The sequence below is a fragment of the Streptomyces sp. NPDC097595 genome, assembly GCF_044761525.1.
Classification (GTDB): domain Bacteria; phylum Actinomycetota; class Actinomycetes; order Streptomycetales; family Streptomycetaceae; genus Streptomyces; species Streptomyces drozdowiczii_A.
On the sequence record NZ_JBIWCN010000008.1, the window covers coordinates 277,009 to 302,737 of the forward strand.

Consider the following 25,729-nt stretch of genomic DNA (forward strand, 5'->3'; position numbering starts at 1 on the left):
ATGTGGGTCCGCCTCGCCCCGGGGGCCCGGCGGGGGGGGGCGGCCCCCCCGCGGGGCACCCGCGGGCGGCCCGGGGCGGCCGCGGGGGCCCCCGGGGGGGGGGGGGGGGGGGGCGGGGGCCCCCCCCGGCCCCACCACGGCGGACGGCTACTCGGTGCGCAGCGCCAGCCAGTCGAGCTCGGCATACCCCTCGCCCTTGGTCAGCCGGATGTGGTTCACCCCCTCGCGCAGCGTGAGCCGGACAGTGGCGATCTTCTCGTCGGCGTCCTGCCGGGGGCCGCTGAGCCAGCCGCCCGTGGAGGGATACGTGAGGGTCCCCGCGGCCGCCCCGTCCACGGTCACGGTGTGCCCGGCGGTCCCGGCCGTCCCGTTCGCGTAACCGACGTCCACCAGGTACGACCCCGCCCGGGGCGCGTCCACCGCGAAGTCGACGGAGCTGGTGGCGCCGTCGATCCCGCCCACGTAGTCCGGGAACTCGTTCCACTGGAAGTGCCGGATGCCCGCGCCGCTCACGGTGGCGAGTTCCGCCTCGTAGCGGTGGGTGTCCGGGCGTACGTCGACGAAGTCGAGCTCGGCGTAGCCGGTGCCCTTGGCCAGGGTGACCGTGTTCCGGCCCGCCTTGAGGGCGATCCGTTTCACCGCCGTGCCCATCGTGGTGTTGGCCCAGCCCCCGGTGGCCGGGTAGCTCACCGCACCCTGCGCCTCGGAGTTGACCCGCACCTGGTGGGTGGAGGTCGCGGCGGTGCCGTTCGCGTAGCGCACCCGCAGCAGGTGGACACCGGCCTTCGCGGCGTCGACGGTGAAAGTGACCGAGCTGTTGGCGCCGTCGATCCCGCCGATGTAACCCCGCCCCGAGGCCAGACTTGTGTCGCTGCCGGTGTGCGCGACGGTCCCGGACTGCACCGCGTCCTCCGCCTCGTACTTCCCCGGGTACGCGGCCGCCTGACCCGCCGGCTCCACGACGATCCGGTAGCCGTCGAGGTGCTCCATCCCCCGGATGGGCACGGTGAGGTTCCCGCCGGAGTCGAGCGCGAGCACCTTGTCGTACACGTTGTACGGGCCCGACTGCGGGTCGCCCGCGCGCTCGGCCCTGCGGTCGGCGGCCAGCGGGTCCGTGGTCCAGTCCGTCGTGTCGATCCGGACCCTCACCTGCGGGCCCAGGCCGCGCGCCGCGAGGCCCAGGACCCGGACGTCGATGTCGCCGTCGTCACCGCCCGCGAGGACCGTGACGGACCGGGACGCGGAGTCCCAGGACGCGACCGCGTCGGAGCCCTGGTAGTGCCGGGTGTCCCAGCGGCTGACGAAGAGCTGGTTGCCGCGCAGCTCGCGGAACCAGTTCATGAAGTACCAGCCCCCGTTGGGCTTCAGGCCGTCCGTGGTGCGGCGCAGGGTGTTCCCGAGCAGCCCGGGGTTGGTGTAGATGCCCATGGCCGCCGAGTCCACGCCGTACCGGGCGAACTCCGCCCAGTGCTTGACCATGGTGCCGGGGACGCCCTCGAACTCGCCGTTCCCCGGCCCGTACTCCTCGATCATCACCGGGCGCGGGGAGATCCCCAACTCCTGCTCCAGCGGGCGGTAGTAGCGGGTCAGGGACTCGGGCACGTCGCCCGGGCTGGGGCCCAGACTGTGCCACCCGATGATGTCCGGCAGGGTGCCGGTGTTCTTCGCGTTGACCAGGAAGTCCCGCATGCGCGGCTGCCGGTCCGGCGACTCCCACGGGTTGTAGTGCTCGTAGTTGGGCCCCATGATCTTCACCGAGCCGTCGATCGCCCGGATGCGCCGGACGGTCTGCGTCCAGAGCCAGTTGACCTTGGCGTCGTAGGTGGCGCCGGGGACGCGCGGATCGGTCATGAAGGGGCTGTCCGGCTGGGTGCCCAGCTTGTTGTCGGGCTCGTTCAGCGGGGCCACCGCGCTCAGCACGTCCTTGTACTTCTGGATCGACCGGGTGGCGCTGTCCGCCTTGCCGTTCCAGTCGTCGATCCCCTTCCAGACGTAGGGCCAGCCGCCCATCAGGTCGTTGTAGCGGCCGACCATCTTCACCCCGGTGCCCCGGAGTTTCGCCGCCACCGACTCCGTGGAGCTGGGGTAGGAGGTGTCACCGTCCATGCTCTGGTGCTGGGCGAGCAGCACCTGCGTACCGTCGGCGAGCGCGGCCGGGGTGTTCGGCGTGGTCGTCACCCCGAACAGCGTGCCGAGCCCGGCCTTGGTGAGCGGCCCGGACTGCCGCCCGGTGTCCACGGTGATCACCTCGGGGGCCGCCGCCGCCGCGGCCTGCCCGGCCGCCGCGCTGTCCTGTCCGCCCGCCGAGATCAGCGAACCGGCCAGGACGGCCGTGACCACGAGCGCGGACGCGGCGGGGCGGATGCCCCGCAGCTGTGCCGGGCGGGTCACCGGAGGTCCCACTTCATGTTCTCGCCGCCCCAGCAGTCCCACAGCTGGATGCGGGTGCCGTTGGCGGTGCCCTGGCCGGCCGCCTCCAGGCAGCGGCCCGAGTTGGGGTTGCGCAGGGTGCCGTCGGAGTTCAGGGTCCACCGCTGGTTGGCGCCGCCCCAGCAGTCCCACAGCCCGATCCCGGCGCCGTTGTCCCGGGCGGCCGCACCGCCCGTCACCTCCAGGCACTTGCCGAAGGCCCGTACGGTCCCGTCGGAGCCGACGGTCCACTGCTGCGGGGCGCCGCCCCAGCAGTCCCAGAGGATGACCGGGGTGCCATTGGCGCTGTTGCCGCCGGACACGTCGAGGCAGCGCCCGCTCTGCCGGCCGACGAGCGCACGCGCTCCGCCCCCGCCGGTGCCGCCGTTGGTGGTGAAGGAGAAGTCGTCCACGGCGAGCCCGGCCCCGCCGACCCAGGGTTCGAATCCCGCCTGCACGCTCGTCATGTACCAGGAGCGCTGGATCTGGCCCCGTGCGACGGCGTCGTCGGTGAAGGACCGTACGGCGAAGTCGAGGGACCCGGTGCCCGAGGTGCGGACGTAGGAGATGACGTTCCAGCCGATGTTCCCGACCCACACGTCCCAGCTCGCGCCTTCGATGGTCGTGGTGGCGACCCGGGAACCGATGGGCTGCGGACGGCCCCGGTGGTCCAGCCAGATCATCAGCTCCGCGCCGGTGTTCTGGCCGTCGCTGCGGGGCGTCGGGTCGAACCACAGGTCGTACGAGGCGTTCCACTCACCCGACGCGGGCCGGGTCATGGCCACACTGCTGCGGACGTTCCCGAAGTCGGACACCCGCAGCGGCAGACCGCTGCCCGAGGTGCAGTTGGCGTAGTGGCAGCCCGCGTAGACGGACGGGTATCCGGCCGGGACGCTGTTGGTCGGGTTGTTGTGGTCGGACGCGGTGATCGCGAATCCGCGGTCGCGCGCCTCGATGCACTGGCGCGTGCTCGCGCCCCAGCGGTTGTTCTGCACGATGTAGCGGCCCTGCTGGATGCTCGTCGAGGCGTACGCGTCGCACAGGGTGGTCGCCGCCGCGGCCTGCGGAGCGGTGGTCAGGGCGGCGCCGAGCGACGAGACCAGCAGGGCGAGGACGGCTGCCCACAGACGTAAGGCTCTCGCTCGCGGACGGTGAAGTGCGTGACAGGACACGGGTGTTCCTCTCGGTGGGGAGGGTGTGGGGGTGGGGACGTACGGGATATGGGAGCGCTCCCATATCCCTGGGCGCGGTCCGGCGGACCGGACCGCGCGGTCAAAGGGGCGCCGCCGTCAGCGGCACCGTGCCGTGAACCCGTTGTCGGCGAGGCCGCGGCAGAAGGACGCCTTGGCGGCCGCGTAGTGGGACAGCCGGCCGTCCACGAACCAGGTGGTGTCGGGGGCGAAGTCGAAGCTGCCGTCGTCGATGCCGTCCCAGCCGTAGCGGAAGTCCAGGTTGATGTAGACGACCGAGCGGATCACCCCGCGCAGGTCGTACTCGCCCGGCAGGTTGGGAATCGGCCCCCGGTAGTTCATCAGCGAGAACAGCCGCTGCACCCAGCGGTCGCCCTGCGCTTGCTCCATGCCGTCCGTGGCGCCGTTGTCGGCGGTGAAGTTCATCATGCCCGCCTCGGAGAGCACGACCGGCTTGCCGTGGTCCTTGGCGAACTTGACCAGCTTCAGGACGTTGGCGTCGTGGTCGAAGTTCCGCCAGACCGCCGCCGGGTTGCCGTTCTGGTCGGTACCGATGTACGCGTTGCGGCACTGGTTGGCGCCGACGTCGTAGTTCTGCGGCGGGGTGCCGTTGTACAGGTAGCCCCGGTCGTAGATCGGCAGGCACAGCTCGTGCGCGAAGATGGAGACCCCGACCCAGTCCACCGCCGCGTCCCCCGGGTACAGCTGCTCGAACTCACCGCGCACCGGGTGGTAGACGAACGACAGGTTGTGCGCGGTGGAGTGCCCGTCCAGATATCCGGCCAGCGCGTTGAAGGCGTTCTTGTACGAGGAGCAACTGGCGTCGGTGCAGTGGTAGAAGCTGCTCACCTCGTAGTCGAGCCGCAGCTTGAACGACGCCGAGGGGTGGGAGTTGGTGAACGCGAGCAGTCGGTCCAGCTGTGCGGTGTGCCCGCCGGCCGCGATCTCGGCGGTGACCGCGCGGGACCTGGCGGCCTTGGCGTTCTCGTCGCCGCCCTCGAAGCCGGGCGGGTTGTCCTTCCAGCTGATCCCGATCTGCACGGTCTTGCCCTGAGAGGCCAACTCCTCAGCGAACGCCCGGTGTTCGGCGTTGACCCAGTCGCCGCTGCGCAGCTCGTAGTAGACCGAGCCGCCGTCGGCGCCCTGGGCGAAGGAGTTGAAGTCGTTGAGCGCGCCCCGGGTGGACTGGCCGAGCAGCAGTTCGGGTGCGGCCGGGTCCGTCGTGGAGGCGGTGGCGGTGGCGGTCTGGGCGGTGAGCAGGAGCAGCACGGCGGCCGTCCCGGCGGCGAGGGCGCGCCGGATGCGGTGCGGGCGTGGGGTGGTGTGCGGCATGGGTCTCCTCGGTGCGGGGTGGGGGAGTCGGGGTGCCGTGCGCGGCGGGACCGGCACGGCACCCCGGAGGAGGGTCAGGGAGCGGTCCAGGTCATGACCGGGGTCGTGATCTGGCTGGTCTGCGTGGTGGGCTGGTAGTTGAAGGAGTATGTGAGCGTGGCGCCGTGCGGGACGGTGACGGGGAGCTCCCAGCGGCCGGACGACTGGTCGTAGGTGAGGAAGTAGTTCTGCGGGGCGCCGCCGTTGATGCGGTACTGCACGGTGACGAAGCTGGCCTCGAAGTTCTTCGTGGTGAACCGGATGGCGGTGGCGGGACGGGTCACCACGGACTGCGTGTACGTGGGCTCCGTACCGCTCCCGCCGTCACCGGGGTCGGTGGGGTCGGTCGGGTCCGTGGGGTCGGTCGGGTCCGTCGGGTCCGTGGGGTCCGTCGGGCCCGTGGAGCCGGAGGAGCCGGTCGACCACAGGGGCTTCTTGATCTCGGCGACGAAGTTGTTCAGCACCGTCGCGTTGGCCTGGACGCGTGAGTCGCCCCAGTTGCCGTTGGCGCAGCCGGGCCCGCCGGCCTGGGCGCCGGGGGAGCACTGCCACTGCGTCTGGGAGTCCCAGTTCGTGTTGATGTACGCCGCCGCGCGGATGACGTCCTTGTTGGTGTTCACCCAGTCGAAGTAGCCGGCGTGCCAGCCGTCCCAGATGGCCTGGCCGCTCGCGGGGGCCGGGCTGTTGGTGAAGATGCAGCTCGTGCTGCCCGCCCCGGTCCTGGCACCCTGCGGCGCGGCCTCGGCGACCATCGCGGGCTTGCCGTGCGAGCGGGCGAAGTCCAGCACCCGGTTCTGCAGGCCCACCGGATCGGTGTCGTGCGAGCCGCAGCCCCACTGGGTCTGCACGGAGCGGGAGTTGTAGAAGGCCGAGAGGCCCACCCAGTCCACGTAGGCGTCACCCGGGTACCAGCTGTCGAAGTGCTTCGGGTCCGTGACGACGTACCCCCACTCCGGGTGGTCGGTGCTGGTGTTCACCGGCCACGCGGCGCTCTGCCAGACCGTCGCGACCCGCGAGGCGCCGAGCGCGTCGATGCGGCCCTTGATGTACCGGAAGGCGTCCTTGTAGAAGTCGGCGCTGTAGCAGTTCCACGGCCCGTCGAACTCGTAGCCGATGCGCAGCAGGATGTCCCGGTCGTAGCTCTTGAACCGGTTGATCATCTCGTCGACCTTGGCCCGGTACTGGGTGATCAGGTTCGGGCTGCCCGCGGTCACGTCGTCGTCGTTGCGGCCGATGATGGCGCGCAGCGGCTGGTTGTTGCAGCCGGAGGTGGCGTCGGAGAGGTAGAGCCCGACGGCCACGGCCGCACCCGGGTACTCGTTCATCGTCCGGGCGAAGTCGACCGTGCCCGCGCCCCAGTTCACCGGCCCGTTCATGCCGGCCAGTGGGGCGGGCGAGCCGCCGAGCACCAGGTTGGTGTACAGGGTGACGCCGCCCGGGGCCGGTGCGCCCAGCTCCTGGCGGCCCAGAACGTCGGTGCGGTAGTCGGACAGCGTGTCGCTGTCCTGGCCCATCACCATCATGACCTTGCCGTCGGCCGGCACACCGCGTCCCGACGGCGCGGCCGCGGTGGCGGCCGAGGCGGGGGTCGGGGCGCCGAGCCCGGCGAATGAGAGCAGGGCGGCGAGGGCCACGGCCCCCGTTCCCACGGCCCGCAGCAGTGGTCGGCGGTGCGTCGGGTGTCTCATGGCGGCTCCAGAGAAGGGGGTGGGGTGTGCGGTGAGCGCTCGAATGATGGGGCCCCCGAGCGGGCGGAGCAAGGGCGTACGAAATTTTCGTTGACCGGTGCAGGTCAGCGCCACCCCGCTACGAAACTTTGCCAAGTGGCCGGGACCGGCGCGTGCGGTCTGCCCGGTTAGTGCACGTTCTGCACCGACTTGGATGGCCCGAACACGCCTGACCGAAAAGGTATCCCCGTAGATTTTCGCGAAACTCTTGACAGATGTTTCGCTTCACGGCGACCTTGGTGCGACTTCATCCCGCACCTGTCCCGGAGGACCACCATGGGCCGTACGCGTGCCCGCAGAACCGCCGCCGCGCTCGCCGCCGCCGTCTCCCTCGTCGCCCTGTCCGCCTGCGGCGCGGACAGCGGGGACGCCGACGGAAAGATCACCCTGACCGTCGCCACCTTCAGCGACTTCGGCTACAAGCCGCTGATCAAGGAGTACGAGAAGGCGCACCCCGACGTCGTCATCAAGGAGCGCATCTCCCAGTTCGACCAGCACCACAACCAGCTGTCCACCCAGATCGCCTCCGGCAGCGGCGCGGCCGACGTCGTCGCCATCGAGGAGGGCTACCTCCCCAAGTTCCGTGCGGTGAAGGACAAGTTCACCAACCTCGCCGACTACGGCGCCGGCAAGCGCAAGAGCGAGTACCTGGACTGGAAGTGGGACCAGGGCACCCTCGGCGGCACCGACTTCGTGATGGGCTACGGCACCGACGTCGGATCCCTCGCCATCTGCTACCGCAAGGACCTGTTCGCCCAGGCCGGACTGCCCACGGACCGCGCGGAGGTGGCCAAGCTGTGGCCCACCTGGGACGCGTACTTCGCCACGGGCGAGACCTTCCACAAGAAGGTCAAGGACAAGGCGTGGTTCGACAGTTCGGGCAACATCTTCACGGCGATGATGAACCAGACCCAGTACGGGTTCTTCGACGCCGAGGACAAGTACATCGGTGACACCAACCCCAAGGTGCACGAGTTCTTCGACGCCACGGCGAAGGCGACCGCCAACCACCAGTCGGCCAACCTCCAGCCCTTCAGCCAGCAGTGGAACGCCGGCATCAAGCAGGGCCGGATGGCGACCATGACCTGCCCCGCCTGGATGACCGGCCAGATCAAGACCGCCGCCGGTGACGCCAACGCCGGCAAGTGGGACATCGCGGCCGTGCCCGGCGGCGGTGGCAACTGGGGCGGCTCCTTCCTCACCGTCCCCAAGCAGAGCAAGCACGTGAAGGAGGCCGCAGCGCTGGCCGACTTCCTGACCTCGGCCGCGTCCCAGAAGAAGATCTTCACCGGCCCCGTCGGCGCGCTGCCCTCGCTCGTCACCGTCCTGGACGACCCGGAGATCAAGGGCACCAAGCAGCCCTACTTCAGCGACGCGCCCACCGGCGAGATCTTCGTGTCCTCCGCGAAGAGCCTCAAGCCGAACTACCGCGGCACCAAGGACCAGCAGGCCCGGATCCCCTTCGGCAACGCCCTCCAGCTCGTGGAGCAGGGCAAGGCCGACCCGGACAAGGCATGGAGCAAGGCGCTCGAAGAGGCGAAGAAGAACCTCCGCTGACCTGACGCGAGCGGCGGTGCCGGCGCCGACCCGGCACCGCCGCGGCCCCACCCCACCCCGTCCAGCCCCGACACACCACACGGAGTACGCGCATGGCGCTCCAGGCACGCATCCGACCGGGCACCGGAAGGAGCGGACGCCGAGCCGGCCGGCTGCGGCCGGAGCGGCATCTGCTGCCCTACCTCTTCATCGCCCCCTTCTTCGTCGTCTTCGGCATCTTCGGGCTCTACCCGCTCCTCCAGACCTTCTGGGTCTCGCTCCACGACTGGGACCGCCTCGCCGGACCCGGCCAGTGGACCGGACTCGACAACTTCACCCGCCTCCTCGGCGACTCCGACTTCTACACCGCCACCTTCAACACCTTCAGCATCTTCGTGCTCTCCACCGCCCCGCAGCTGGTCGCCGCCGTCGCGCTGGCCTGGCTGCTGGACCGCAAACTCCGCGCGAGCAGCGTGTGGCGGGCCCTCGTCCTCGTACCGCAGTACGTCTCCGTCGTCGCCGTCGCCCTCGTCTTCTCGCAGCTCTTCGGCCGCGACTTCGGCATCGTCAACTGGGCCCTCGAAGGGCTCGGCATCATCAGCGCGCCCGTCGACTGGACCGCCGACACCTGGAGTTCGCACCTCGCGATCAGCTTCATGGTCATGTGGCGCTGGACCGGCTACAACGCCCTGATCTACCTGGCCGCGATGCAGGCCGTGCCGCGCGAGCTGTACGAGTCCGCGCAGATCGACGGCGCGGGGCGGCTGCGCACCTTCTTCAAGGTGACCCTCCCCGCCATCCGCCCGACCGTCGTGTTCACCGTGGTCATCTCCACCATCGGCGGGCTCCAGCTCTTCGCCGAACCCTTCCTCTTCGACCAGCAGGGCAACGCCGAGGGCGGCGCCGAGCACCAGTTCCAGACCCTGACGCTGATGCTCTACAAGTACGGCTTCATCAACAACGACGCCGGATACGCCTCCGCCATCTCCTGGGTGCTCTTCCTCGTCATCGCGGTCGTCGCCGCAATCAACTTCCTGCTCGTACGCCGTTCCGACCGCGGCTGACCCGGCAACAGGAGAAACCCATGGCCGTCACCACACCCACCCGGGTCCCCGCACCCCGCAGCACCGAAGGGCGCGGCCGCCGCCACCGGCCGCCCCGCACCGGCCCCCGCCGCCCTGACCGCCCCGGCGCACTCGCGTACGGCGTGCTCGCCGCGATCACCGCCGCCTCGGTCTTCCCGCTGTACTGGAGCTTCGTCGTCGCCTCGCACGACGACAACTCGGTCCTCGCGGGCTCCACCCCGCCTCTGGTCCCCGGCGGGCACCTCTTCGAGAACATCCAGCGCGTCTTCGAGCTCTCCGCCTTCTGGCAGGCCCTCGGCAACTCACTGATCGTCGCCTCGACCACGGCCGTCAGCAATGTGCTGCTGTCCTCGCTGGCCGGCTTCGCCTTCGCCAAACTGCGCTTCCCCGGCCGCGGTTTCCTGCTGGTCTGCGTCGTCGTCACCGTCATGGTCCCGACCCAGCTCGGCATCATCCCGCTCTACATGCTCGTCACCGACATGGGCCTGTACGGGAAGCTCTCCGCGCTCATCGTCCCCGCCCTGGTCTCCGCGATCGGCGTGTTCTGGATGCGGCAGGCCGTCGAGGAGAACATCCCCGACGAGCTGATCGAGGCCGCCCGGATGGACGGCGCGGGCCTGCTGCGCACGTACTGGCACGTGGTGGTGCCCGGTGTACGCACCACCGCGACCGTGCTCGGGATGTTCACCTTCATGTTCGCCTGGAACGACTACTTCTGGCCGCTCATCGCCCTGCCGCCGGAGAACGGCACCGTGCAGATCGCGCTCAACCAGCTCGCGGCCGGCTACTACACCGACTACACGCTCATGCTCGCGGGCGTCGTGGTGTCCGTCCTCCCGGTGCTGGTCGTCTTCACCGTCCTGGCCCGCCGCATCGTCTCGGGAGTGATGGCCGGCGCCGTCAAGGGCTGACCCGTGGCACACCCCCCTCCGCACCCACGTCTCAGGAGACACATGACCGCCGCGCCGAGCGTCCGCGCACCCGGCCCCACCGGCGACAGCGCCGGGGCCATCAACAACCCCGTGCTGCCCGGATTCCACCCCGACCCCTCGATCCTGCGGGTCGGCACCGACTACTACCTCGCCACCTCCACCTTCGAGTGGCTCCCCGGTGTCACCCTCCACCACTCCCGCGACCTCGTGCACTGGCGGTCCCTCGGCGGAGTGCTGGACCAGGACCGGCTGGTCGAACTGACCGGCAGACCCGACTCCGGCGGTGTCTGGGCGCCCTGCCTCTCGTACACCGACGGGGAGTTCCACCTCGTCTACAGCGACGTCACCAACCTCTCCGGCGCCTTCAAGGACGTACGCAACCAGGTGATCACCGCTCCCACCCCGCAGGGGCCCTGGTCCGACCCGGTGCCGTTCCCCTCGCACGGCTTCGACCCCTCGCTCTTCCACGACGACGGGCCCGGCGGCGACGGACGCAGCTGGGCCCTGTGGATGGAGTGGGACCACCGGCCGGGCCGCCACCCCTTCGGCGGGATCCTGCTCCAGGAATGGGACCGCGCCGCCCGCCGCGTCACCGGCCCGGTCCACCGCATCTTCACCGGCACCGGACTCGCCCACACCGAGGGCCCCCACCTCTACCACCGCGACGGCCGGTACTACCTGGTCACCGCCGAGGGCGGCACCGGCTGGAACCACGCCGTCACCGTCGCACGCTCCCACCGCCCCGAGGGGCCGTACGAGACCGACCCGGCCGGGCCCCTGCTCACCTCCGCCGGACACGCGGACCACCCGCTCCAGAAGGCGGGCCACGGCAGCCTCGTCGCCACGCCCGCCGGGGAGTGGTACCTCGCCCACCTCGTCGCCCGCCCGCTCACCCCGCGCGGCGCCTGCGTCATGGGCCGGGAGACCGCGATCCAGCGCATCGAATGGACGCCCGACGGCTGGCCCCGGCTGGCCGACGCCCCGGACGAGGGCCCGGCCACCCCGCGTACGACCGTCCCCGGACCCGCCCTCGCGCCGGTCCCCGTCCCCGCGACGCCCGCCCGCGACGACTTCGACGCACCGGTGCTCGCCCCCGTCTGGTCCACCCTGCGCCGGCACCCCGCCCCGGACTGGCTGAGCCTCACCGAGCGCCCAGGCCACCTCCGGCTGCGCGGCGCCCAGTCGCTCGGCTCCACCCACCACCAGTCCCTGGTCGCCCGCCGCCAGCAGTCACCCGGGCTCACCTTCACCACCGCGATGAGCGCCGAGCCGGGCTCACCGCTCCAGATGTCCGGGCTCGTCCACTACTACAACTCGACGCTCTGGCACTACCTCCACCTCACCTGGGACGAGGAGCTGGGCCGCGTCCTGCGCCTGGGCGTCTGCGACCACGGGGTCTACCGCGAACCCTGCGCGCCCCTGCCCGTGGGCGACGGGCCCCTGGAGCTGCGGCTGACCGTACGGGGGGAGCGCGCCCAGTTCTCCGGACGGCAGGAAGGGCAGGACGCCTGGCAGCCGGTCGGGCCCGAGCTGGACACCAGCCCGCTCTCCGACGAGAACGCCACCCAGGGCGACCCGGACACCGGCCACTTCCGCACCTGGGGTTTCACCGGCGCGTTCATCGGCCTGTGCGCCCAGGACCTCACGGGCGCGGGGGCACCCGCCGACTTCGACTGGACCGAATACCGGGCCGATACCCTTCCCGGAGCGGCAGCACGATGACCACACGCAGAAACGGATGGCAAGGATGACGACGGAGACCACCGGCACCCCGGGCAAGGTCACCCTGAACACGATCGCCTCGGTGGCCGGTGTCTCCGTCTCCACGGTCTCCAAGGTGCTCAACGACCGCTCCGACGTCTCCGCCGAGACCAAGGAGCGCGTCGAGTCCGTCATGGACGACCTCGGCTACGAGAGGCGACCCGCCCGCCGCCGGGGCAGCGTGGTCGACCTGGTCCTCAACGAGCTCGACAGCCTCTGGTCCGTCGAGATCATCCGGGGGGTGGACGAGGTCCTGGCCGAGGCGGGCGCCAGCATGGTGCTCTCCGCCGTCCACGGCCGCAGCGCCGACACCCGGGAATGGTTGGACCAGCTCGCCGCGCGCCGCAGCAGCGGGGCGATCCTCGTCGTCTCCGACCTCACCTCGCAGCAGCGCAGACGGCTCACCGCCATGGACATCCCCTTCGTCCTGGTCGACCCCGTGGGCAACGTCGACGCGCTGGTCCCCACCGTCGGCGCCACCAACTGGGCCGGCGCCGTCAGCGCCACCGAGCACCTGATCGAGCTCGGCCACACCCGGATCGCCCACCTCGCCGGACCCCGGCAGCTGCTGTGCAGCCGGGCCCGCGCCGACGGCTTCCGGGCGGCCATGGAACGCGCCGAGCTGCCCGTACCGGAGGGCTGGGTCTCGCACGGCGAGTTCAACGACCGCTCGGGCCGGCAGGAGATGGCCCGGCTGCTCGACGGGGCCGCGGAGCGCGGTGAGGAGCCGCCCACCGCGGTCTTCGCGGCCAGCGACCTCCAGGCGCTCGGTGCCTTCGAGGTGCTGCGCGGCCGGGGCATGGAGATCCCGGCGGACATGAGCGTGGTCGGCTTCGACGACCTGCCCGTGGCCCGCTGGACCCACCCCGCCCTGACGACCGTGCGCCAGCCCCTGCTGGACATGGCCTCCATGGCGGCGACCACGCTGCTCCGGATCATCGACGGCGAACAGGTCGACACCCTGCGCCTGGAACTCTCCACCCGCCTGGAGGTACGCGGCTCCACCGCCGCGCCCCGTACCGCCTGAGGGACCACGCACGAGGGCCCGGATGCCTTGCGGCATCCGGGCCCTCGTCGTCGTTCGTACCGTCCGCTACGGCAGCTGCGCCGCGCGTGCCTCGCGGCGGTTGTCGCGGAAGGTGTTCACCCGGCGGGCGGTCGCGAAGAGCGGGATGACCGCACCCAGGACCACCTGGAGCGCACAGCCGGTCTGGAGGAGCAGCTGACCGCCGGGGGCGTCCAGCGCCCAGGCCGCCAGGAGCCCCATCGCGGCCACGATCCAGCCGAGCATCGCCACCGCGAGGACGCCCCGCGGCTTCGGGTACTCGACCCGGCTGACCATGAGCCACGCCACCCCGATGATCGCGAGCAGCGTCGGGACGAAGGGCAGCTCAAGCAGCACGATCGAGATGACCGTGAGCGCTCCGAAGGGGCTCGGCATGCCCTGGAACATGCCGTCCTTCAAGGTCACGCACGAGAACCGCGCGAGTCTGAGCACCACCGCCAGCAGCACCACGATCGCCGCGAGCGCCGAGACCCGCTGGTGTGCGTCGTCCGCGACCATGCCGTACACGAGGACGAAGTACGCCGGGGCGAGCCCGAAGCTGATGAGGTCCGAGAGGTTGTCCAGCTCGGCGCCCATCGGCGAGGAACGCAGCTTGCGGGCCACGAGCCCGTCGAACAGGTCGAAGATCGCCGCCATGAGCATGAGGATCACGGCGGTGGCGGCGGAGTGCCGCGCCATGCCGCTCTCGTCGCTGCCCGTGAGGTGCGGGATCAGGATGCCCGTGGTGGTGAAGTACACCGCCATGAACCCGCACGTGGCGTTACCGAGGGTGAGGGTGTCCGCTATCGACAGCCGCAGCGAGAGCGGCATGTCGTCGGCGTCGTCCTCCTCGGCCTCCGGGACCCAGCCGGCCTGTGTGTCGGGATCAATCACGGTCAATGCGAGTCACCCCCGCGGTGGTGGCCTGGCCGACCTCGACCGCGACGTCCACACCTTCCGGGAGGTAGATGTCGACGCGGGAGCCGAAGCGGATCAGCCCGATGCGCTCACCCTGCTCCACCTTCGTGCCCTGCGGGATGTAGGGCACGATGCGCCGGGCCACGGCTCCGGCGATCTGCACCATCTCGATGTCACCCAGTTCGGTGTCGAAGTGCCAGACAACGCGCTCGTTGTTCTCGCTCTCCTTGTTGAACGCGGGGACGAAGCCACCGGGCACGTGCTCCACCGACGTCACCGTGCCGGCCAGCGGGGCGCGGTTCACGTGGACGTTCAGCGGGCTCATGAAGATCGCGACGCGGGTACGCCCGTCCTTCCACGGCATGATGCTCTGCACCACGCCGTCGGCCGGTGAGATGACGCGCCCCCGGGTGATCTCGCGCTCCGGGTCCCGGAAGAACCAGAGCATGCCCGCCGCGAGCGCGGTGGTGGGCACGGCCACGGCCGCCCAGCGCCCGGACCGGCGGGCGCGGGTCAGGCTGAGGGCGGCGGTGGCGACGGTCGGCAGGAGCCACGGCGAAGCTCCGCGTGCGATGCGGACCCGGCCGCGTGAGGCAGAGGTATGGCTGTCGGGCATGGATGACCTTCGTAGCGGATTGAGCCGCGCTGGCAACGGGGGACGGCGGCTTTTCCGGCGATGTTATCGGTTGCTGGCCGCAACTGGGCAAGCCAGCAGCCGAGTCGGACGTCTGGAAGGCACCGGTTGAGGATGACAGGGTGTGATCTTCTTCGCGGTTAAATCACCACGAAAGGGACGATCAACCCTGGAAACGGTACTCCTCGAGGAGCCGGCGCCCGATGATCATTTTCTGGATCTCGGCGGTACCTTCACCGATCAGCAGCATCGGTGCCTCGCGGTAGAGGCGCTCGATCTCGTACTCCTTGGAGAAGCCGTAGCCGCCATGGATACGGAAGGCGTCCTCGACGACTTCCTTGCAGTACTCGGAGGCGAGGTACTTCGCCATCCCTGCCTCCAGGTCGTTTCGCTCCCCGGAGTCCTTTTTGCGTGCTGCGTTTACCATCATCGCATGGGCGGCCTCGACCTTGGTGGCCATTTCGGCCAGCTTGAACTGGATCGCCTGGTGCTGCGCGATGGGCTTTCCGAAGGTCTGGCGCTGCTGTGCGTAGGAAACGCCCAGTTCGAAAGCACGCTGTGCGACGCCGCAGCCACGGGCCGCCACATTGACCCGGCCGACCTCGACTCCGTCCATCATTTGGTAAAACCCTCGGCCGGTGACACCCCCCAGCACACGATTGGCCGGAATTCGCAGTCCGTCCATGATGAGCTCGGTGGTATCGACCCCCTTGTAACCCATCTTGTCGATCTTGCCGGGAATCGTGAGCCCCGGGCGGACCTCGCCGAAGCCGGGTTCCTTCTCGACCAGGAACGTCGTCATCGACTTGTGCGGCGCGGTGCCCTCGGGGTGTCCTTCGTCACTCCGGCACAGAACGGCGACGAGTGACGACGTGCCGCCGTTCGTCAGCCACATCTTCTGGCCGTTCAGGACGTACTCCTCGCCGTCCCTGACGCCCTTGGAGCTGATCGCCGAGACGTCCGAGCCGAGCGCCGGCTCCGACATCGAGAACGCGCCCCGCACCTCGCCCAGCGCCATGCGCGGCAGGAAGGTGTCCTTCTGCTCCTGCGTACCGTGCTGCTTGAGCATGTACGCCACGATGAAGTGCGTGTTGATGATGCCCGACACGCTCATCCAGCCCCGGGCGATCTCCTCCACGCACAGCGCGTACGTGAGCAGTGACTCGCCCAGACCGCCGTACTCCTCGGGGATCATCAGGCCGAACAGCCCGAGTTCCTTCAGCCCCTCGACGATCTCGGCGGGGTACTCGTCGCGGTGCTCCAGCTGGGTCGCGACCGGAATGATCTCCTTGTCGACAAAGTCCCTGACCGTCGAAAGGATCTCCCGCTGGACCTCGGTGAGCCCGGCCGTCTGGGCGAGTCGCGTCATGACTGCTTCTCCACGTTCTTCTGCGAAGGCTGGCTGAGCTCCGGGCGGCCGGGCTGCTCCCCGCCCCGCTCCTTGATGTACGTCTCCGTGGGGACCATGACCTTGCGACGGAACACGCAGACGAGCGTGCCGTCCTGCTTGTAGCCCTTGGTCTCGACGTAGACGATTCCCCGGTCGTTCTTCGACCGCGACGGCGTCTTGTCCAGGACCGTCGTCTCGCCGTAGATCGTGTCGCCGTGGAAGGTCGGCGCCACATGCTTCAGCGACTCGATCTCCAGGTTGGCGATGGCTTTTCCGGAGACATCCGGCACCGACATCCCGAGCAGCAGCGAGTAGATGTAGTTGCCCACGACGACGTTCTTGCCGAAATCGGTCGTGCTCTCCGCATAGTTGCTGTCCATGTGCAGCGGGTGATGATTCATGGTCAGCAGGCAGAAGAGGTGGTCGTCGTATTCGGTGACGGTCTTTCCGGGCCAGTGCTTGTAGACCGCACCGACCTCGAATTCCTCGTAAGTGCGTCCGAACTGCATATCAGGCCTCCGGGGCTTCGAACTTGGAGGTGCGCTGCATGCCGGCCGCGCGGCCCTTGCCCGCGATGACCAGGGCCATCTTGCGGCTGGCCTCGTCGATCATCTCGTCGCCGAGCATCGCCGAGCCCTTCTTGCCGCCCTCCTCCGAGGTGCACCAGTCGTAGGCGTCCAGGATCAGCTCGGCGTGGTCGTAGTCCTCCTGCGAGGGCGAGAACACCTCGTTGGCCGCGTCGACCTGACCGGGGTGCAGCACCCACTTCCCGTCGAAGCCGAGCGCCGCCGCGCGGCCCGCGACCTCGCGGTAGGCGTCCACGTCGCGGATCTGGAGGAACGGGCCGTCGATCGCCTGGAGATCGTGCGTACGGGCCGCCATCAGGATGCGCATCAGGATGTAGTGGTAGGCGTCCGCCGGGTAGCCGGGCGGCTGCTGGCCGACGACCAGGGTCTTCATGTTGATCGACGCCATGAAGTCGGCCGGGCCGAAGATCAGCGTCTCCAGGCGGGGCGAGGCGGCACCGATCTCGTCGATGTTGACGAGGCCCTTGGCGTTCTCGATCTGCGCCTCGATGCCGATGCGGCCCACCTCGAAGCCCATCGTCTTCTCGATCTGCGTCAGCAGCAGGTCCAGCGCGACGACCTGCTGGGCGTCCTGGACCTTCGGCAGCATGATGCAGTCGAGGTTCGGCCCCGCGCCCTCGACCACCGTGATGACGTCGCGGTACGTCCAGTGCGTCGTCCAGTCGTTGACCCGGACCACCCGGGTCTTGCCCGTCCAGTCACCGTTGTTCAGCGCGTCGACGATGTGGTGGCGGGCGCCCTCCTTGGCGAGCGGCGCGCAGGCGTCCTCCAGGTCCAGGAACACCTGGTCGGCCGGGAGGCTCTGGGCCTTCTCCAGGAACCGGGGGTTCGAGCCGGGCACGGCCAGACACGAGCGGCGCGGGCGCAGTCGGTTGACGGGGGTGGTCATGCGGGGACCTCCAGAGGGTCGAGCTTGTTCGCTTTCCGGATCTCGTCGACGATACGGCCGATGATCTCCGTGATACCGAAGTCCTTCGGGGTGAACACGGCGGCGACACCCGCCCTGATCAGGGCGTCGGCGTCGGCCGGGGGAATGATGCCGCCGGCGATGACCGGGATGTCGCCGGCCCCGGTGCGGCGCAGCCGGACCAGCACGTCCGGCACCAGCTCGGCGTGCGAGCCGGACAGGATGGACAGGCCGACGCAGTGCACGTCCTCGGCGACGGCCGCCGAGACGATCTGTTCGGGCGTCAGCCGGATGCCCTGGTAGACCACCTCGAAGCCGGCGTCCCTGGCCCGTACCGCGATCTGCTCGGCGCCGTTGGAGTGCCCGTCCAGGCCCGGCTTGCCGACCAGCAGCCGCAGCCGCCCGACGCCCAGGTCCTCGGCGGTCCGCGCGGTCTTCTCGCGTACGAGGGCGAGCGGCGAGCCCTCCTCGGCGGTGACCGCGACCGGGGCCGACGACACCCCGGTCGGCGCCCGGAACTCGCCGAACACATCGCGCAGCGCCCAGGACCACTCGCCGGTGGTCACCCCGGCACGGGCGCACTCGACGGTCGCCTCCATCAGGTTCTCCGTGCCGGCGGCGGCCTTCTTCAGCGCGGCCAGCGCCTCGGTGGCCCGGGGCTCGTCGCGGTTGTCCCGCCACTCGTGGAGCGCGGCGACGACCCTCGCCTCATTGGCCGGGTCGACCGTCATGATCGCCCCGTCGAGGTCGGCGGTGAGCGGGTTGGGCTCGGTCGTCTCGTAGACGTTGACGCCGACGATCTTCTCGTCACCGGCCTCGATCCGGGCCCGCCGCTCCGCGTGCGAGGAGACCAGCTCCGACTTGAGGTAGCCGGACTCGACGGCCGCCATGGCGCCGCCCATCTGCGCGATCCGGTCCATCTCGGCCAGCGAGTCGGTGACCAGCTCGTCCACCTTGGCCTCGATGACGTGCGAACCGGCGAAGATGTCCTCGTACTCCAGCAGGTCGCTCTCGTGCGCCAGGACCTGCTGGATGCGCAGCGACCACTGCTGGTCCCAGGGCCGGGGGAGCCCCAGCGCCTCGTTCCAGGCGGGCAGCTGGACCGCGCGGGCCCGGGCGTCCTTGGAGAGGGTCACGGCCAGCATTTCGAGCACGATGCGCTGGACGTTGTTCTCCGGCTGCGCCTCGGTCAGGCCCAGCGAGTTGACCTGGACGCCGTAGCGGAACCGGCGCTGCTTGGCGTCGGTGATGCCGTAGCGCTCGCGGGTGACCCGGTCCCAGATGCGGCCGAACGCCCGCATCTTGCACATCTCCTCGATGAAGCGGACGCCCGCGTTCACGAAGAACGAGATCCGCGCGACGACGGCCCCGAACTTCTCCTCGGGCACCTGCCCGGAGTCGCGTACGGCGTCGAGGACGGCGACGGCCGTCGACATCGCGTACGCGATCTCCTGGACCGGGGTCGCCCCCGCCTCCTGGAGGTGGTAGCTGCAGATGTTGATCGGGTTCCACTTGGGGATGCGGTTGACCGTGTACGTGATCATGTCGGTGGTCAGCCGCAGCGAGGGCCCGGGCGGGAAGACGTGCGTCCCGCGCGACAGGTACTCCTTCACGATGTCGTTCTGCGTGGTGCCCTGGAGCTTGCCCGGGTCGGCACCCTGCTCCTCGGCGACGACCTGGTAGAGCGCCAGCAGCCACATGGCGGTGGCGTTGATCGTCATCGAGGTGTTCATCTGCTCCAGGGGGATGTCCTGGAACAGCCGGCGCATGTCACCGAGGTGCGACACGGGCACACCGACCCGGCCGACCTCGCCGCGGGCCAGGATGTGATCGGGGTCGTACCCCGTCTGGGTCGGCAGGTCGAAGGCGACCGACAGACCCGTCTGGCCCTTGGCGAGGTTGCGCCGGTAGAGCTCGTTGGACGCCTCGGCCGTGGAGTGGCCCGCGTACGTCCGCATGAGCCAGGGGCGGTCCTTCTGACGGCCGCTCATGTCAGACGTTCCGGCTGGGCTGGATGGTCCGCTCCGCTGGCGCGTCGCGGAACAGGTTGATGGCGTCCAGGTGCTTCTCACGCATCTCGTGGTCGCGCACGCCCATGCCCTCGCGCGGGGCCAGTGCCAGGACGCCGACCTTGCCCTGGTGGGCGTTGCGGTGCACGTCGTGGGCGGCCTGGCCGGTCTCCTCCAGCGAGTAGACCTTGGAGAGCGTCGGGTGGATCTTGCCCTTGGCGATCAGGCGGTTGGCCTCCCACGCCTCGCGGTAATTGGCGAAGTGGGAGCCGATGATGCGCTTGAGCGACATCCACAGGTAGCGGTTGTCGTACTCGTGGTTGTAGCCCGAGGTGGAGGCGCAGGTGACGATGGTGCCGCCCTTGCGGGTCACGTAGACGCTCGCGCCGAAGGTCTCGCGGCCGGGGTGCTCGAAGACGATGTCCACGTCCTCGCCGCCGGTCAGTTCACGGATGCGCTTGCCGAACCGCTTCCACTCGCGCGGGTCCTGGTTCTGCTCGTCCTGCCAGAACTTGTAGCCCTCGGCGTTGCGGTCGATGATCGCCTCGGCGCCCATCTTCCGGCAGATCTCCGCCTTCTGGTCGCTGGAGACGACACAGATCGGGTTGGCGCCGCCGGCCAGCGCGAACTGCGTGGCGTACGAGCCGAGGCCGCCGCTGGCGCCCCAGATCAGCACGTTGTCGCCCTGCTTCATGCCGGCGCCGTTGCGCGAGACGAGCTGGCGGTACGCGGTCGAGTTGACGAGCCCGGGAGCCGCGGCCTCCTCCCAGCTGAGGTGACCGGGCTTCGGCATCAGCTGGTTGGACTTGACGAGCGCGATCTCGGCGAGCCCGCCGAAGTTCGTCTCGAAGCCCCAGATGCGCTGCTCCGGGTCGAGCATCGTGTCGTTGTGGCCGTCCGAGGACTCCAGTTCGACCGAGAGGCAGTGCGCGACGACCTCGTCACCGGGCTTCCAGGCGTTGACGCCCGGGCCGGTGCGCAGGACGACGCCCGCCAGGTCGGAGCCGATGATGTGGTACGGCAGGTCATGGCGCTTCGTGAGCTCGCTGACCCTGCCGTACCGCTCCAGGAAGCCGAAGGTGGAGACCGGCTCGAAGATCGAGGTCCAGACGGAGTTGTAGTTCACCGAGCTGGCCATGACCGCGACCAGGGCCTCGCCCGGACCGAGCTCCGGCACCGGCACGTCCTCCACGTGGAGGGACTTGCGCGGGTCCTTGTCGCGGCTGTCGACGCCCGCGAACATCTCGGCCTCGTCCTTGTGGACGGTGACCGCGCGGTACGACTCGGGCACGGGCAGCGCCGCGAAGTCGGCGGCGGTGGGCGCGGCGGAGCCGCCCTGCGCCTCGGTCTGCGACTGGATCGCGTCCAGGATTTCCTTCACGGGTGCCTCCGATGGTGCGGCGTTTGAGGGAACGCTGAGGGGCCCTGAGAACAGGGAATGCGGGTCTGGAGGTGTGCCGTCGGTTCGGCGGGGTGGTGCTCGGCTGCTTGCTCGGTGGAGCAGAAGGGTTGCCTGGTGACGCAGGCGCCCGGGCGCGCAAACGCGGTGGTTTGCGGGGACAGCCGGCGTACGTGAGATCCCAGCACGCCGGCCGCCCGGATGCCTTCAACGTATGGCACTGCGTGACAGCTGACAAGGCACTCGGTGCCAGTAATTTCCCTCAATTGTCAGCCGGTCGCCACGCATGAGCAACACGGGCGGCGGTATGGGGCGAGTCGCCCCGGTATGGCAGGTCAGGGACGCGTGGGGCGGTAGATGTACGGAGTCGTGGTGGTCAGTGCCGTGAAGCCGAGGCGCTCCAGGATCGGGCGGCTGTCCTCGGTGGCGTCGACCTGGAGGTAGTCGTAGCCCCGCTCCGCCGCCACGCCCGCCCGGAAGGCCACCAGCGCCCGGTAGACGCCCCGCCCGCGCCACGCGGGGTCCGTGCCGCCGCCCCACAGTCCCGCGAACCCCGTGCCCGGGTACAACTCCATCCGGGCCGAGCTGACCGGCTCGTCGCCCGCCATGGCCACGAGCGCCACGAAATGCTCCGGGTCCTCCCGCAGCCGGTCCAGGACCAGCCGGCGCAGCCAGGACCCGTCCCGGCCGAAGGCCCGCTCATTGGCGCGCGCCATCAGCTCCGCGCCCGCCTCGTCCCGCACCTCTTCCAGCCGGACGCCCTCCGGCGGCCGCACCGCCGTCGCGAGCTCCGCCACCCGCGCCACGAGCAGCGTCTCCGGCTCCTCCGCATCGAAGCCCGCCGCCAGCAGCCTCGCCCCCAGGTCGGCGGGCCGGTCGTGCCCGTACAGCTTCCACTCGAACGCCTCGCAGCCCGCCCGCTCGCAGTACGCCACCTGCTCCGCGACCGCCGCGTCCGCCCGGGCGGCGTCCAGGTCCGGCGCGGACCACACCACCCCGTTCCAGTCGTGCGCGGCGCCCACCTGCCGTACGACGTCACCGGCGCGTTCGACGCGGAGGCCGGGGGCCTCGGGGCGGGCCTCCTCGCGCATCACCCGGTCGAAGTGGGCGAGCAGGCGGGCCGGGTCGGATGTCACATGATCGTTCATGCGCCACACCCCAGCACCGGGGGACCGACCCGGCAACAGGGTTTCCGGGGCGGCTCAGCGCTCCTTGAGGGCCTGCTGGATCGTCCGCATCACTTCGTCCAACGGCGCGTCCGTGCGCGCCACCGCGACCAGCACCTCGCCCTGGGTCTCCACCGAGGCGGCCGGCGGCTTCGCGGGCTCGGCGCCCGCCGTGCGGCCCGCGCCGATGCCCGTGCCGAAGGTGTCCCGCACGATGGCGAACGCCTGGTCGAGCTGCGCCTCCACATCGCCCTGCCCGTCCGCCCGCAGCCAGCGGCGCAGCACATGGTTGTGCGCGGTGACGACGGCGGACGCGGCGACCTCGGCCAGCAACGGGTCGTCGTTGCCGGGCTGGTGGTCGCGCTCGTCGAAGTGGCCCAGCAGATACCGCGTGAACAGCCGCTCGTAGCGGGCCACCGAGGCGATCTCCGCCTGGCGCAGGGTCGGCACCTCGCGGGTCAGCTTGTAACGGGCCACGGAGACCGCGGGCTTGGCCGCGTACATCCGCATGACTTCCTTGATGCCCCGGCACACCGTGTCGAGCGGGTGCTCGTGCGCGGGGGCCGCGTTGAGGACCGCCTCGGCCCGTACGAGGGTGTCGTCGTGGTCCGGGAAGATCGCCTCTTCCTTGGACCGGAAGTGGCGGAAGAAGGTCCGCCGGGCCACGCCCGCCGCCCCGGCGATCTCATCGACCGTTGTCGCTTCGTACCCCTTCGTCGCGAAGAGTTCCATCGCCGCGGCGGCCAGCTCGCGGCGCATTTTGAGCCGCTGGGCGGCTGCTCGGGTGCCCGCGGCACTTTCCGGGACGTCGGGCGCGGCGGACACACGGGAGGACTTGGCGGGCTGGGACATGGTGTGAACGTACTGCATGGGGGCGGGAGAGCGCGCCTGCGGGGGCGGGCCGCCCGGAGGCCCGAGCAGCCCGCCCCAGCCGGCTCCCGTGTCAGCGCCGGGCATATTCGCGGAATCCGCGCCCCGTCTTGCGGCCGAGGCAGCCCGCGGCCACCAGGTGCTCCAGGAGCGGGGCGGGCGCCAGGCCCGGGTCGCGGAACTCGTTGTGGAGCACCTTCTCGATGGCCAGCGAGACATCGAGCCCGACCACGTCCAGCAGCTCGAACGGGCCCATCGGGTAGCCGCCGCCCAGCTTCATCGCGGCGTCGATGTCATCGAGGGACGCGTAGTGCTCCTCGACCATCTTGATCGCGTTGTTGAGGTACGGGAACAGCAGCGCGTTCACGATGAATCCGGCCCGGTCCCCGCAGTCCACCGGGTGCTTGCGGACCGCGTGGCACACCTCGTGGACCGTGGCGTGCACCTCGTCGGCGGTGAGCACCGTACGCACGACCTCGACCAGCTTCATCGCGGGCGCCGGGTTGAAGAAGTGCATCCCGACGACGTCCTGGGGCCGTGCGGTGGCCCGGGCGATCGCGACGACCGGCAGCGAGGAGGTCGTCGTGGCCAGCACCGCGCCCGGCCGGCACACCTTGTCCAGCGTGGCGAACAGCTCCTGCTTGACCAGCAGGTCCTCGGCGACCGCCTCCACGGCCAGGTCCACCTCGGCGAACGCGTCGAGCGAGGCCGCCGCGGTGACTCTGCCCAGCGCCTCGTCCCGGGCCTGCTCGCTCAGCCGCCCCTTGGCGACCGACCGGTCCAGCGACTTGGCGATCCGGGCCTTGGCGAGGTCCGCCTTCTCCTGGCCGCGCGCGGCGAGCACCACGTCGTAACCGGCCTTGGCGAAGACCTCCGCGATCCCCGAGGCCATCGTCCCGGAGCCCGCGACGCCCACCGACCGCACGGTCCGCCCGGTCGCCTCTTCCCCGCGCGGCGCGGGCGTCAGCGCGTCCGGCACCACGGTCTGGCTGCCCGGCTCGGCGTAGGTGTAGAAGCCGCGGCCCGCCTTGCGGCCGGTGAGACCGGCGGAGGCGAGCTGGCCCAGGATGGGCGCGGGGGCGTGCAGGCGGTCGCGCGAGGAGGAGTACATCGCCTCCAGGACCGTGCGGGCCGTGTCGATGCCGATCAGGTCCAGCAGGGCCAGCGGGCCCATCGGCAGGCCGCAGCCCAGCTTCATCGCGGCGTCGATGTCCTCGCGCGTCGCGTAGTTCGCCTCGTACATCGCGGCGGCCTGGTTGAGGTAGCCGAACAGCAGGCCGTCCGCGACGAACCCCGGCCGGTCGCCGATGGCCACCGGCTCCTTGCCCAGCCGGCGGGCCAGCTCGGTGACCGCCTCGACGGCGGGCGGGGCGGTCAGCACCGAGGAGACCACCTCGACCAGCTTCATCGCCGGCGCCGGGTTGAAGAAGTGCAGGCCGAGCACCCGCTCGGGGTGCTGCGACTCGGCCGCGAGACGGGTCACCGACAGGGCGTTGGTGCCGGTCGCGAGGATCGTGGCGGGGGAGACGACCGCGTCGAGCTCCCGGAAGACCTGCTGCTTGATCTCGTACGACTCCGGCACGACCTCGATGACCAGCTCCGCGTCGGCGGCCGCCCGGAGCTCGGAGAACGTACGGAAGCGGGCGAGCGCGTCGCGCCGCTCCTCCTCGGTGATCCGCCCGCGCTCCACGGCGCGTGCGGTGGACGCCTCCAGCGAGGCGACGGCGCGGCGGGCGGCGGCCTCGTCGGGGTCGATGCCGATGACCTCACGGCCGGAGCGGGCGAGGACCTCGGCGATTCCGGTGCCCATCGTGCCCAGGCCGACGACGGCAATGGTGGAGAGAGGGGTGTCCATCACGGGACTCCAGGGATGAGTGACGACTGAGGGGACGCACGGGGCGCGCGCGGCGCACGGCGTGCGGGAGGTGCCTGTCGTGGTGTTCGACCACCGGGCGTGATCCACGCACGGGACCGGAAAGGAGCGACGGACCCTGTCCCGGGGCCACGTCTCGTACAGCTGCCGAACCGACAACACTCCGGGGCTGCGTCACCAGGCCATCGGAGCGACGGGATCAGATCCCGCTCAACTGAGCTTAACCAGTGAGTAACGAGCGCGCCAGCCCTGGCCAGTTGTGGCCCGCACCACATTCCCGGACCCCGCCGATACGCACCGTGTCCGCCGATACGCTGACGGTCATGGATGACGAGGAGTTTCGTTCCCTGGCGCACCGGCTGGCCGACGAGGCGGGGGAGTCGACGCCCTACCGCGCCCTGCTCGCCACCGCGGACGACGAGGAGCTGGCCCGCGTCCTCGTCGAGCACGAACGCCCGCTGTGGGCGCGCGAGATCGCCGCGTTCCGCCTCGGCTGCGCCGGGGACCGCCGCGCCTTCGAACCTCTGGTGCTCCTCCTCAACCACCGCGACCCCGACCGCTGCGTCAGCGCCGCCCACGCCCTGACCCGCCTCGCCGACCCCCGCACCCCGCGCGCCGCAGCCGCCCTCGCCACCAACCCCCTGCGCACCGCCTACGCCCTCCACCCGGTCCGCCTGCTCACCGCCCTCCGCGCCCCGGAATCCGTACCGGCCCTGATCGAGACCCTGTCCGGCCTCCTGACCCCGGACGAACCCCACTGGCGCGTCGCCCTGGCCTGCGTAGAGGGCCTGGGCGCGCTGGGCGACCCCGCCGCCCGCCCGGTCCTGGAAGCGGCCCTGCCCCGGCCCCGCCTGGCGGGGGCGGCCCGGGAGGCGCTCAGGCGGCTGCGGAGCGGATGAGCGAAGGGGCGCGCGCGGTCG

At 70.5% G+C, this 25,729-nt stretch carries 20 protein-coding genes; 6 read left to right on the plus strand and 14 right to left on the minus strand.

The window, feature by feature from the left end; translation table 11 throughout:
• Positions 1 to 147: 147 nt before the first annotated feature.
• The 4 genes from ACIQZN_RS15445 to ACIQZN_RS15460 all read right to left on the minus strand — a co-directional run bounded on the left by ACIQZN_RS15445 (position 148) and on the right by ACIQZN_RS15460 (position 6,658).
• Positions 148 to 2,391 carry a CBM35 domain-containing protein gene (locus ACIQZN_RS15445; RefSeq protein ID WP_403992958.1) on the minus strand — a complete coding sequence of 748 codons (2,244 nt, stop codon included), beginning with the start codon at positions 2,389 to 2,391 and terminating at the stop codon, positions 148 to 150.
• The gene (locus ACIQZN_RS15450; RefSeq protein ID WP_403992961.1) at positions 2,388 to 3,581 is read right to left on the minus strand and encodes an RICIN domain-containing protein; all 1,194 of its coding nucleotides are present in this window, start codon (positions 3,579 to 3,581) and stop codon (positions 2,388 to 2,390) included. The genes ACIQZN_RS15445 and ACIQZN_RS15450 overlap by 4 nt, the downstream gene beginning before the upstream one ends.
• A gap of 117 nt (positions 3,582 to 3,698) precedes the next feature.
• On the minus strand, positions 3,699 to 4,931 hold the full coding sequence (locus ACIQZN_RS15455; protein ID WP_403992964.1) for a hypothetical protein: 1,233 nt from the start codon (positions 4,929 to 4,931) through the stop codon (positions 3,699 to 3,701).
• A 74-nt stretch (positions 4,932 to 5,005) separates the two neighbouring features.
• Positions 5,006 to 6,658 (minus strand): endo-1,3-beta-xylanase, encoded by a 1,653-nt coding sequence (locus ACIQZN_RS15460; RefSeq protein ID WP_403992967.1) that lies wholly within the window; start codon positions 6,656 to 6,658, stop codon positions 5,006 to 5,008.
• Positions 6,659 to 6,973: 315 nt separating this feature from the next.
• Here ACIQZN_RS15460 and ACIQZN_RS15465 point away from each other — a divergent pair, with 315 nt between their 5' ends.
• The 5 genes from ACIQZN_RS15465 (at position 6,974) to ACIQZN_RS15485 (ending at position 13,038) form a co-directional block, all read left to right on the plus strand.
• Entirely contained in the window at positions 6,974 to 8,254 is a 1,281-nt protein-coding gene (locus ACIQZN_RS15465) for an extracellular solute-binding protein (RefSeq protein ID WP_403992970.1), read from the plus strand.
• A gap of 92 nt (positions 8,255 to 8,346) precedes the next feature.
• The gene (locus ACIQZN_RS15470) at positions 8,347 to 9,297 is read left to right on the plus strand and encodes a carbohydrate ABC transporter permease (RefSeq protein WP_403992973.1); all 951 of its coding nucleotides are present in this window, start codon (positions 8,347 to 8,349) and stop codon (positions 9,295 to 9,297) included.
• 20 nt (positions 9,298 to 9,317) lie between these two features.
• Positions 9,318 to 10,229 (plus strand): ABC transporter permease subunit, encoded by a 912-nt coding sequence (locus ACIQZN_RS15475; RefSeq protein WP_391262549.1) that lies wholly within the window; start codon positions 9,318 to 9,320, stop codon positions 10,227 to 10,229.
• Between the two features lie 42 nt (positions 10,230 to 10,271).
• Positions 10,272 to 11,972, plus strand: coding sequence for a glycoside hydrolase family 43 protein (locus tag ACIQZN_RS15480; protein WP_403992977.1), 1,701 nt, complete (start codon positions 10,272 to 10,274; stop codon positions 11,970 to 11,972).
• A 25-nt stretch (positions 11,973 to 11,997) separates the two neighbouring features.
• Entirely contained in the window at positions 11,998 to 13,038 is a 1,041-nt protein-coding gene (locus tag ACIQZN_RS15485; RefSeq protein WP_403992980.1) for a LacI family DNA-binding transcriptional regulator, read from the plus strand.
• A 66-nt stretch (positions 13,039 to 13,104) separates the two neighbouring features.
• On the opposite strand, the gene pssA is transcribed toward ACIQZN_RS15485, so the two are convergent.
• The 10 genes from pssA to ACIQZN_RS15535 all read right to left on the minus strand — a co-directional run bounded on the left by pssA (position 13,105) and on the right by ACIQZN_RS15535 (position 24,791).
• Positions 13,105 to 13,956, minus strand: coding sequence for a CDP-diacylglycerol--serine O-phosphatidyltransferase (gene pssA / locus ACIQZN_RS15490; RefSeq protein ID WP_191133900.1), 852 nt, complete (start codon positions 13,954 to 13,956; stop codon positions 13,105 to 13,107).
• Positions 13,943 to 14,590 (minus strand): phosphatidylserine decarboxylase, encoded by a 648-nt coding sequence (locus ACIQZN_RS15495; RefSeq protein WP_018100353.1) that lies wholly within the window; start codon positions 14,588 to 14,590, stop codon positions 13,943 to 13,945. The genes pssA and ACIQZN_RS15495 overlap by 14 nt, the downstream gene beginning before the upstream one ends.
• Before the next feature lie 181 nt (positions 14,591 to 14,771).
• Positions 14,772 to 15,977, minus strand: a complete 1,206-nt coding sequence (locus tag ACIQZN_RS15500; RefSeq protein WP_403992985.1) for an acyl-CoA dehydrogenase family protein — start codon at positions 15,975 to 15,977, stop codon at positions 14,772 to 14,774.
• Positions 15,974 to 16,507 (minus strand): MaoC family dehydratase, encoded by a 534-nt coding sequence (locus ACIQZN_RS15505; RefSeq protein WP_403494123.1) that lies wholly within the window; start codon positions 16,505 to 16,507, stop codon positions 15,974 to 15,976. Before ACIQZN_RS15505 ends, ACIQZN_RS15500 begins: the two co-directional genes overlap by 4 nt.
• 1 nt (position 16,508) lies before the next feature.
• Positions 16,509 to 17,474: an HpcH/HpaI aldolase/citrate lyase family protein gene (locus tag ACIQZN_RS15510; protein ID WP_403992989.1), complete on the minus strand. Its 966-nt coding sequence runs from the start codon at positions 17,472 to 17,474 to the stop codon at positions 16,509 to 16,511.
• Entirely contained in the window at positions 17,471 to 19,483 is a 2,013-nt protein-coding gene (locus tag ACIQZN_RS15515; protein WP_403992992.1) for a protein meaA, read from the minus strand. Before ACIQZN_RS15515 ends, ACIQZN_RS15510 begins: the two co-directional genes overlap by 4 nt.
• 1 nt (position 19,484) lies before the next feature.
• Positions 19,485 to 20,882, minus strand: a complete 1,398-nt coding sequence (gene ccrA, locus ACIQZN_RS15520; protein ID WP_403992995.1) for a crotonyl-CoA carboxylase/reductase — start codon at positions 20,880 to 20,882, stop codon at positions 19,485 to 19,487.
• A 353-nt stretch (positions 20,883 to 21,235) separates the two neighbouring features.
• Positions 21,236 to 22,036: a GNAT family N-acetyltransferase gene (locus ACIQZN_RS15525; RefSeq protein WP_403993043.1), complete on the minus strand. Its 801-nt coding sequence runs from the start codon at positions 22,034 to 22,036 to the stop codon at positions 21,236 to 21,238.
• Positions 22,037 to 22,102: 66 nt separating this feature from the next.
• Positions 22,103 to 22,918, minus strand: coding sequence for a TetR family transcriptional regulator (locus ACIQZN_RS15530; protein ID WP_073966270.1), 816 nt, complete (start codon positions 22,916 to 22,918; stop codon positions 22,103 to 22,105).
• A 91-nt stretch (positions 22,919 to 23,009) separates the two neighbouring features.
• A complete protein-coding gene (locus ACIQZN_RS15535) occupies positions 23,010 to 24,791 on the minus strand; it encodes a 3-hydroxyacyl-CoA dehydrogenase family protein (protein ID WP_403992999.1) in 1,782 nt (593 codons plus the stop codon).
• Positions 24,792 to 25,132: 341 nt separating this feature from the next.
• Here ACIQZN_RS15535 and ACIQZN_RS15540 point away from each other — a divergent pair, with 341 nt between their 5' ends.
• Entirely contained in the window at positions 25,133 to 25,708 is a 576-nt protein-coding gene (locus ACIQZN_RS15540; protein WP_403993002.1) for an adenylosuccinate lyase, read from the plus strand.
• The last annotated feature ends 21 nt before the right edge of the window (positions 25,709 to 25,729 follow it).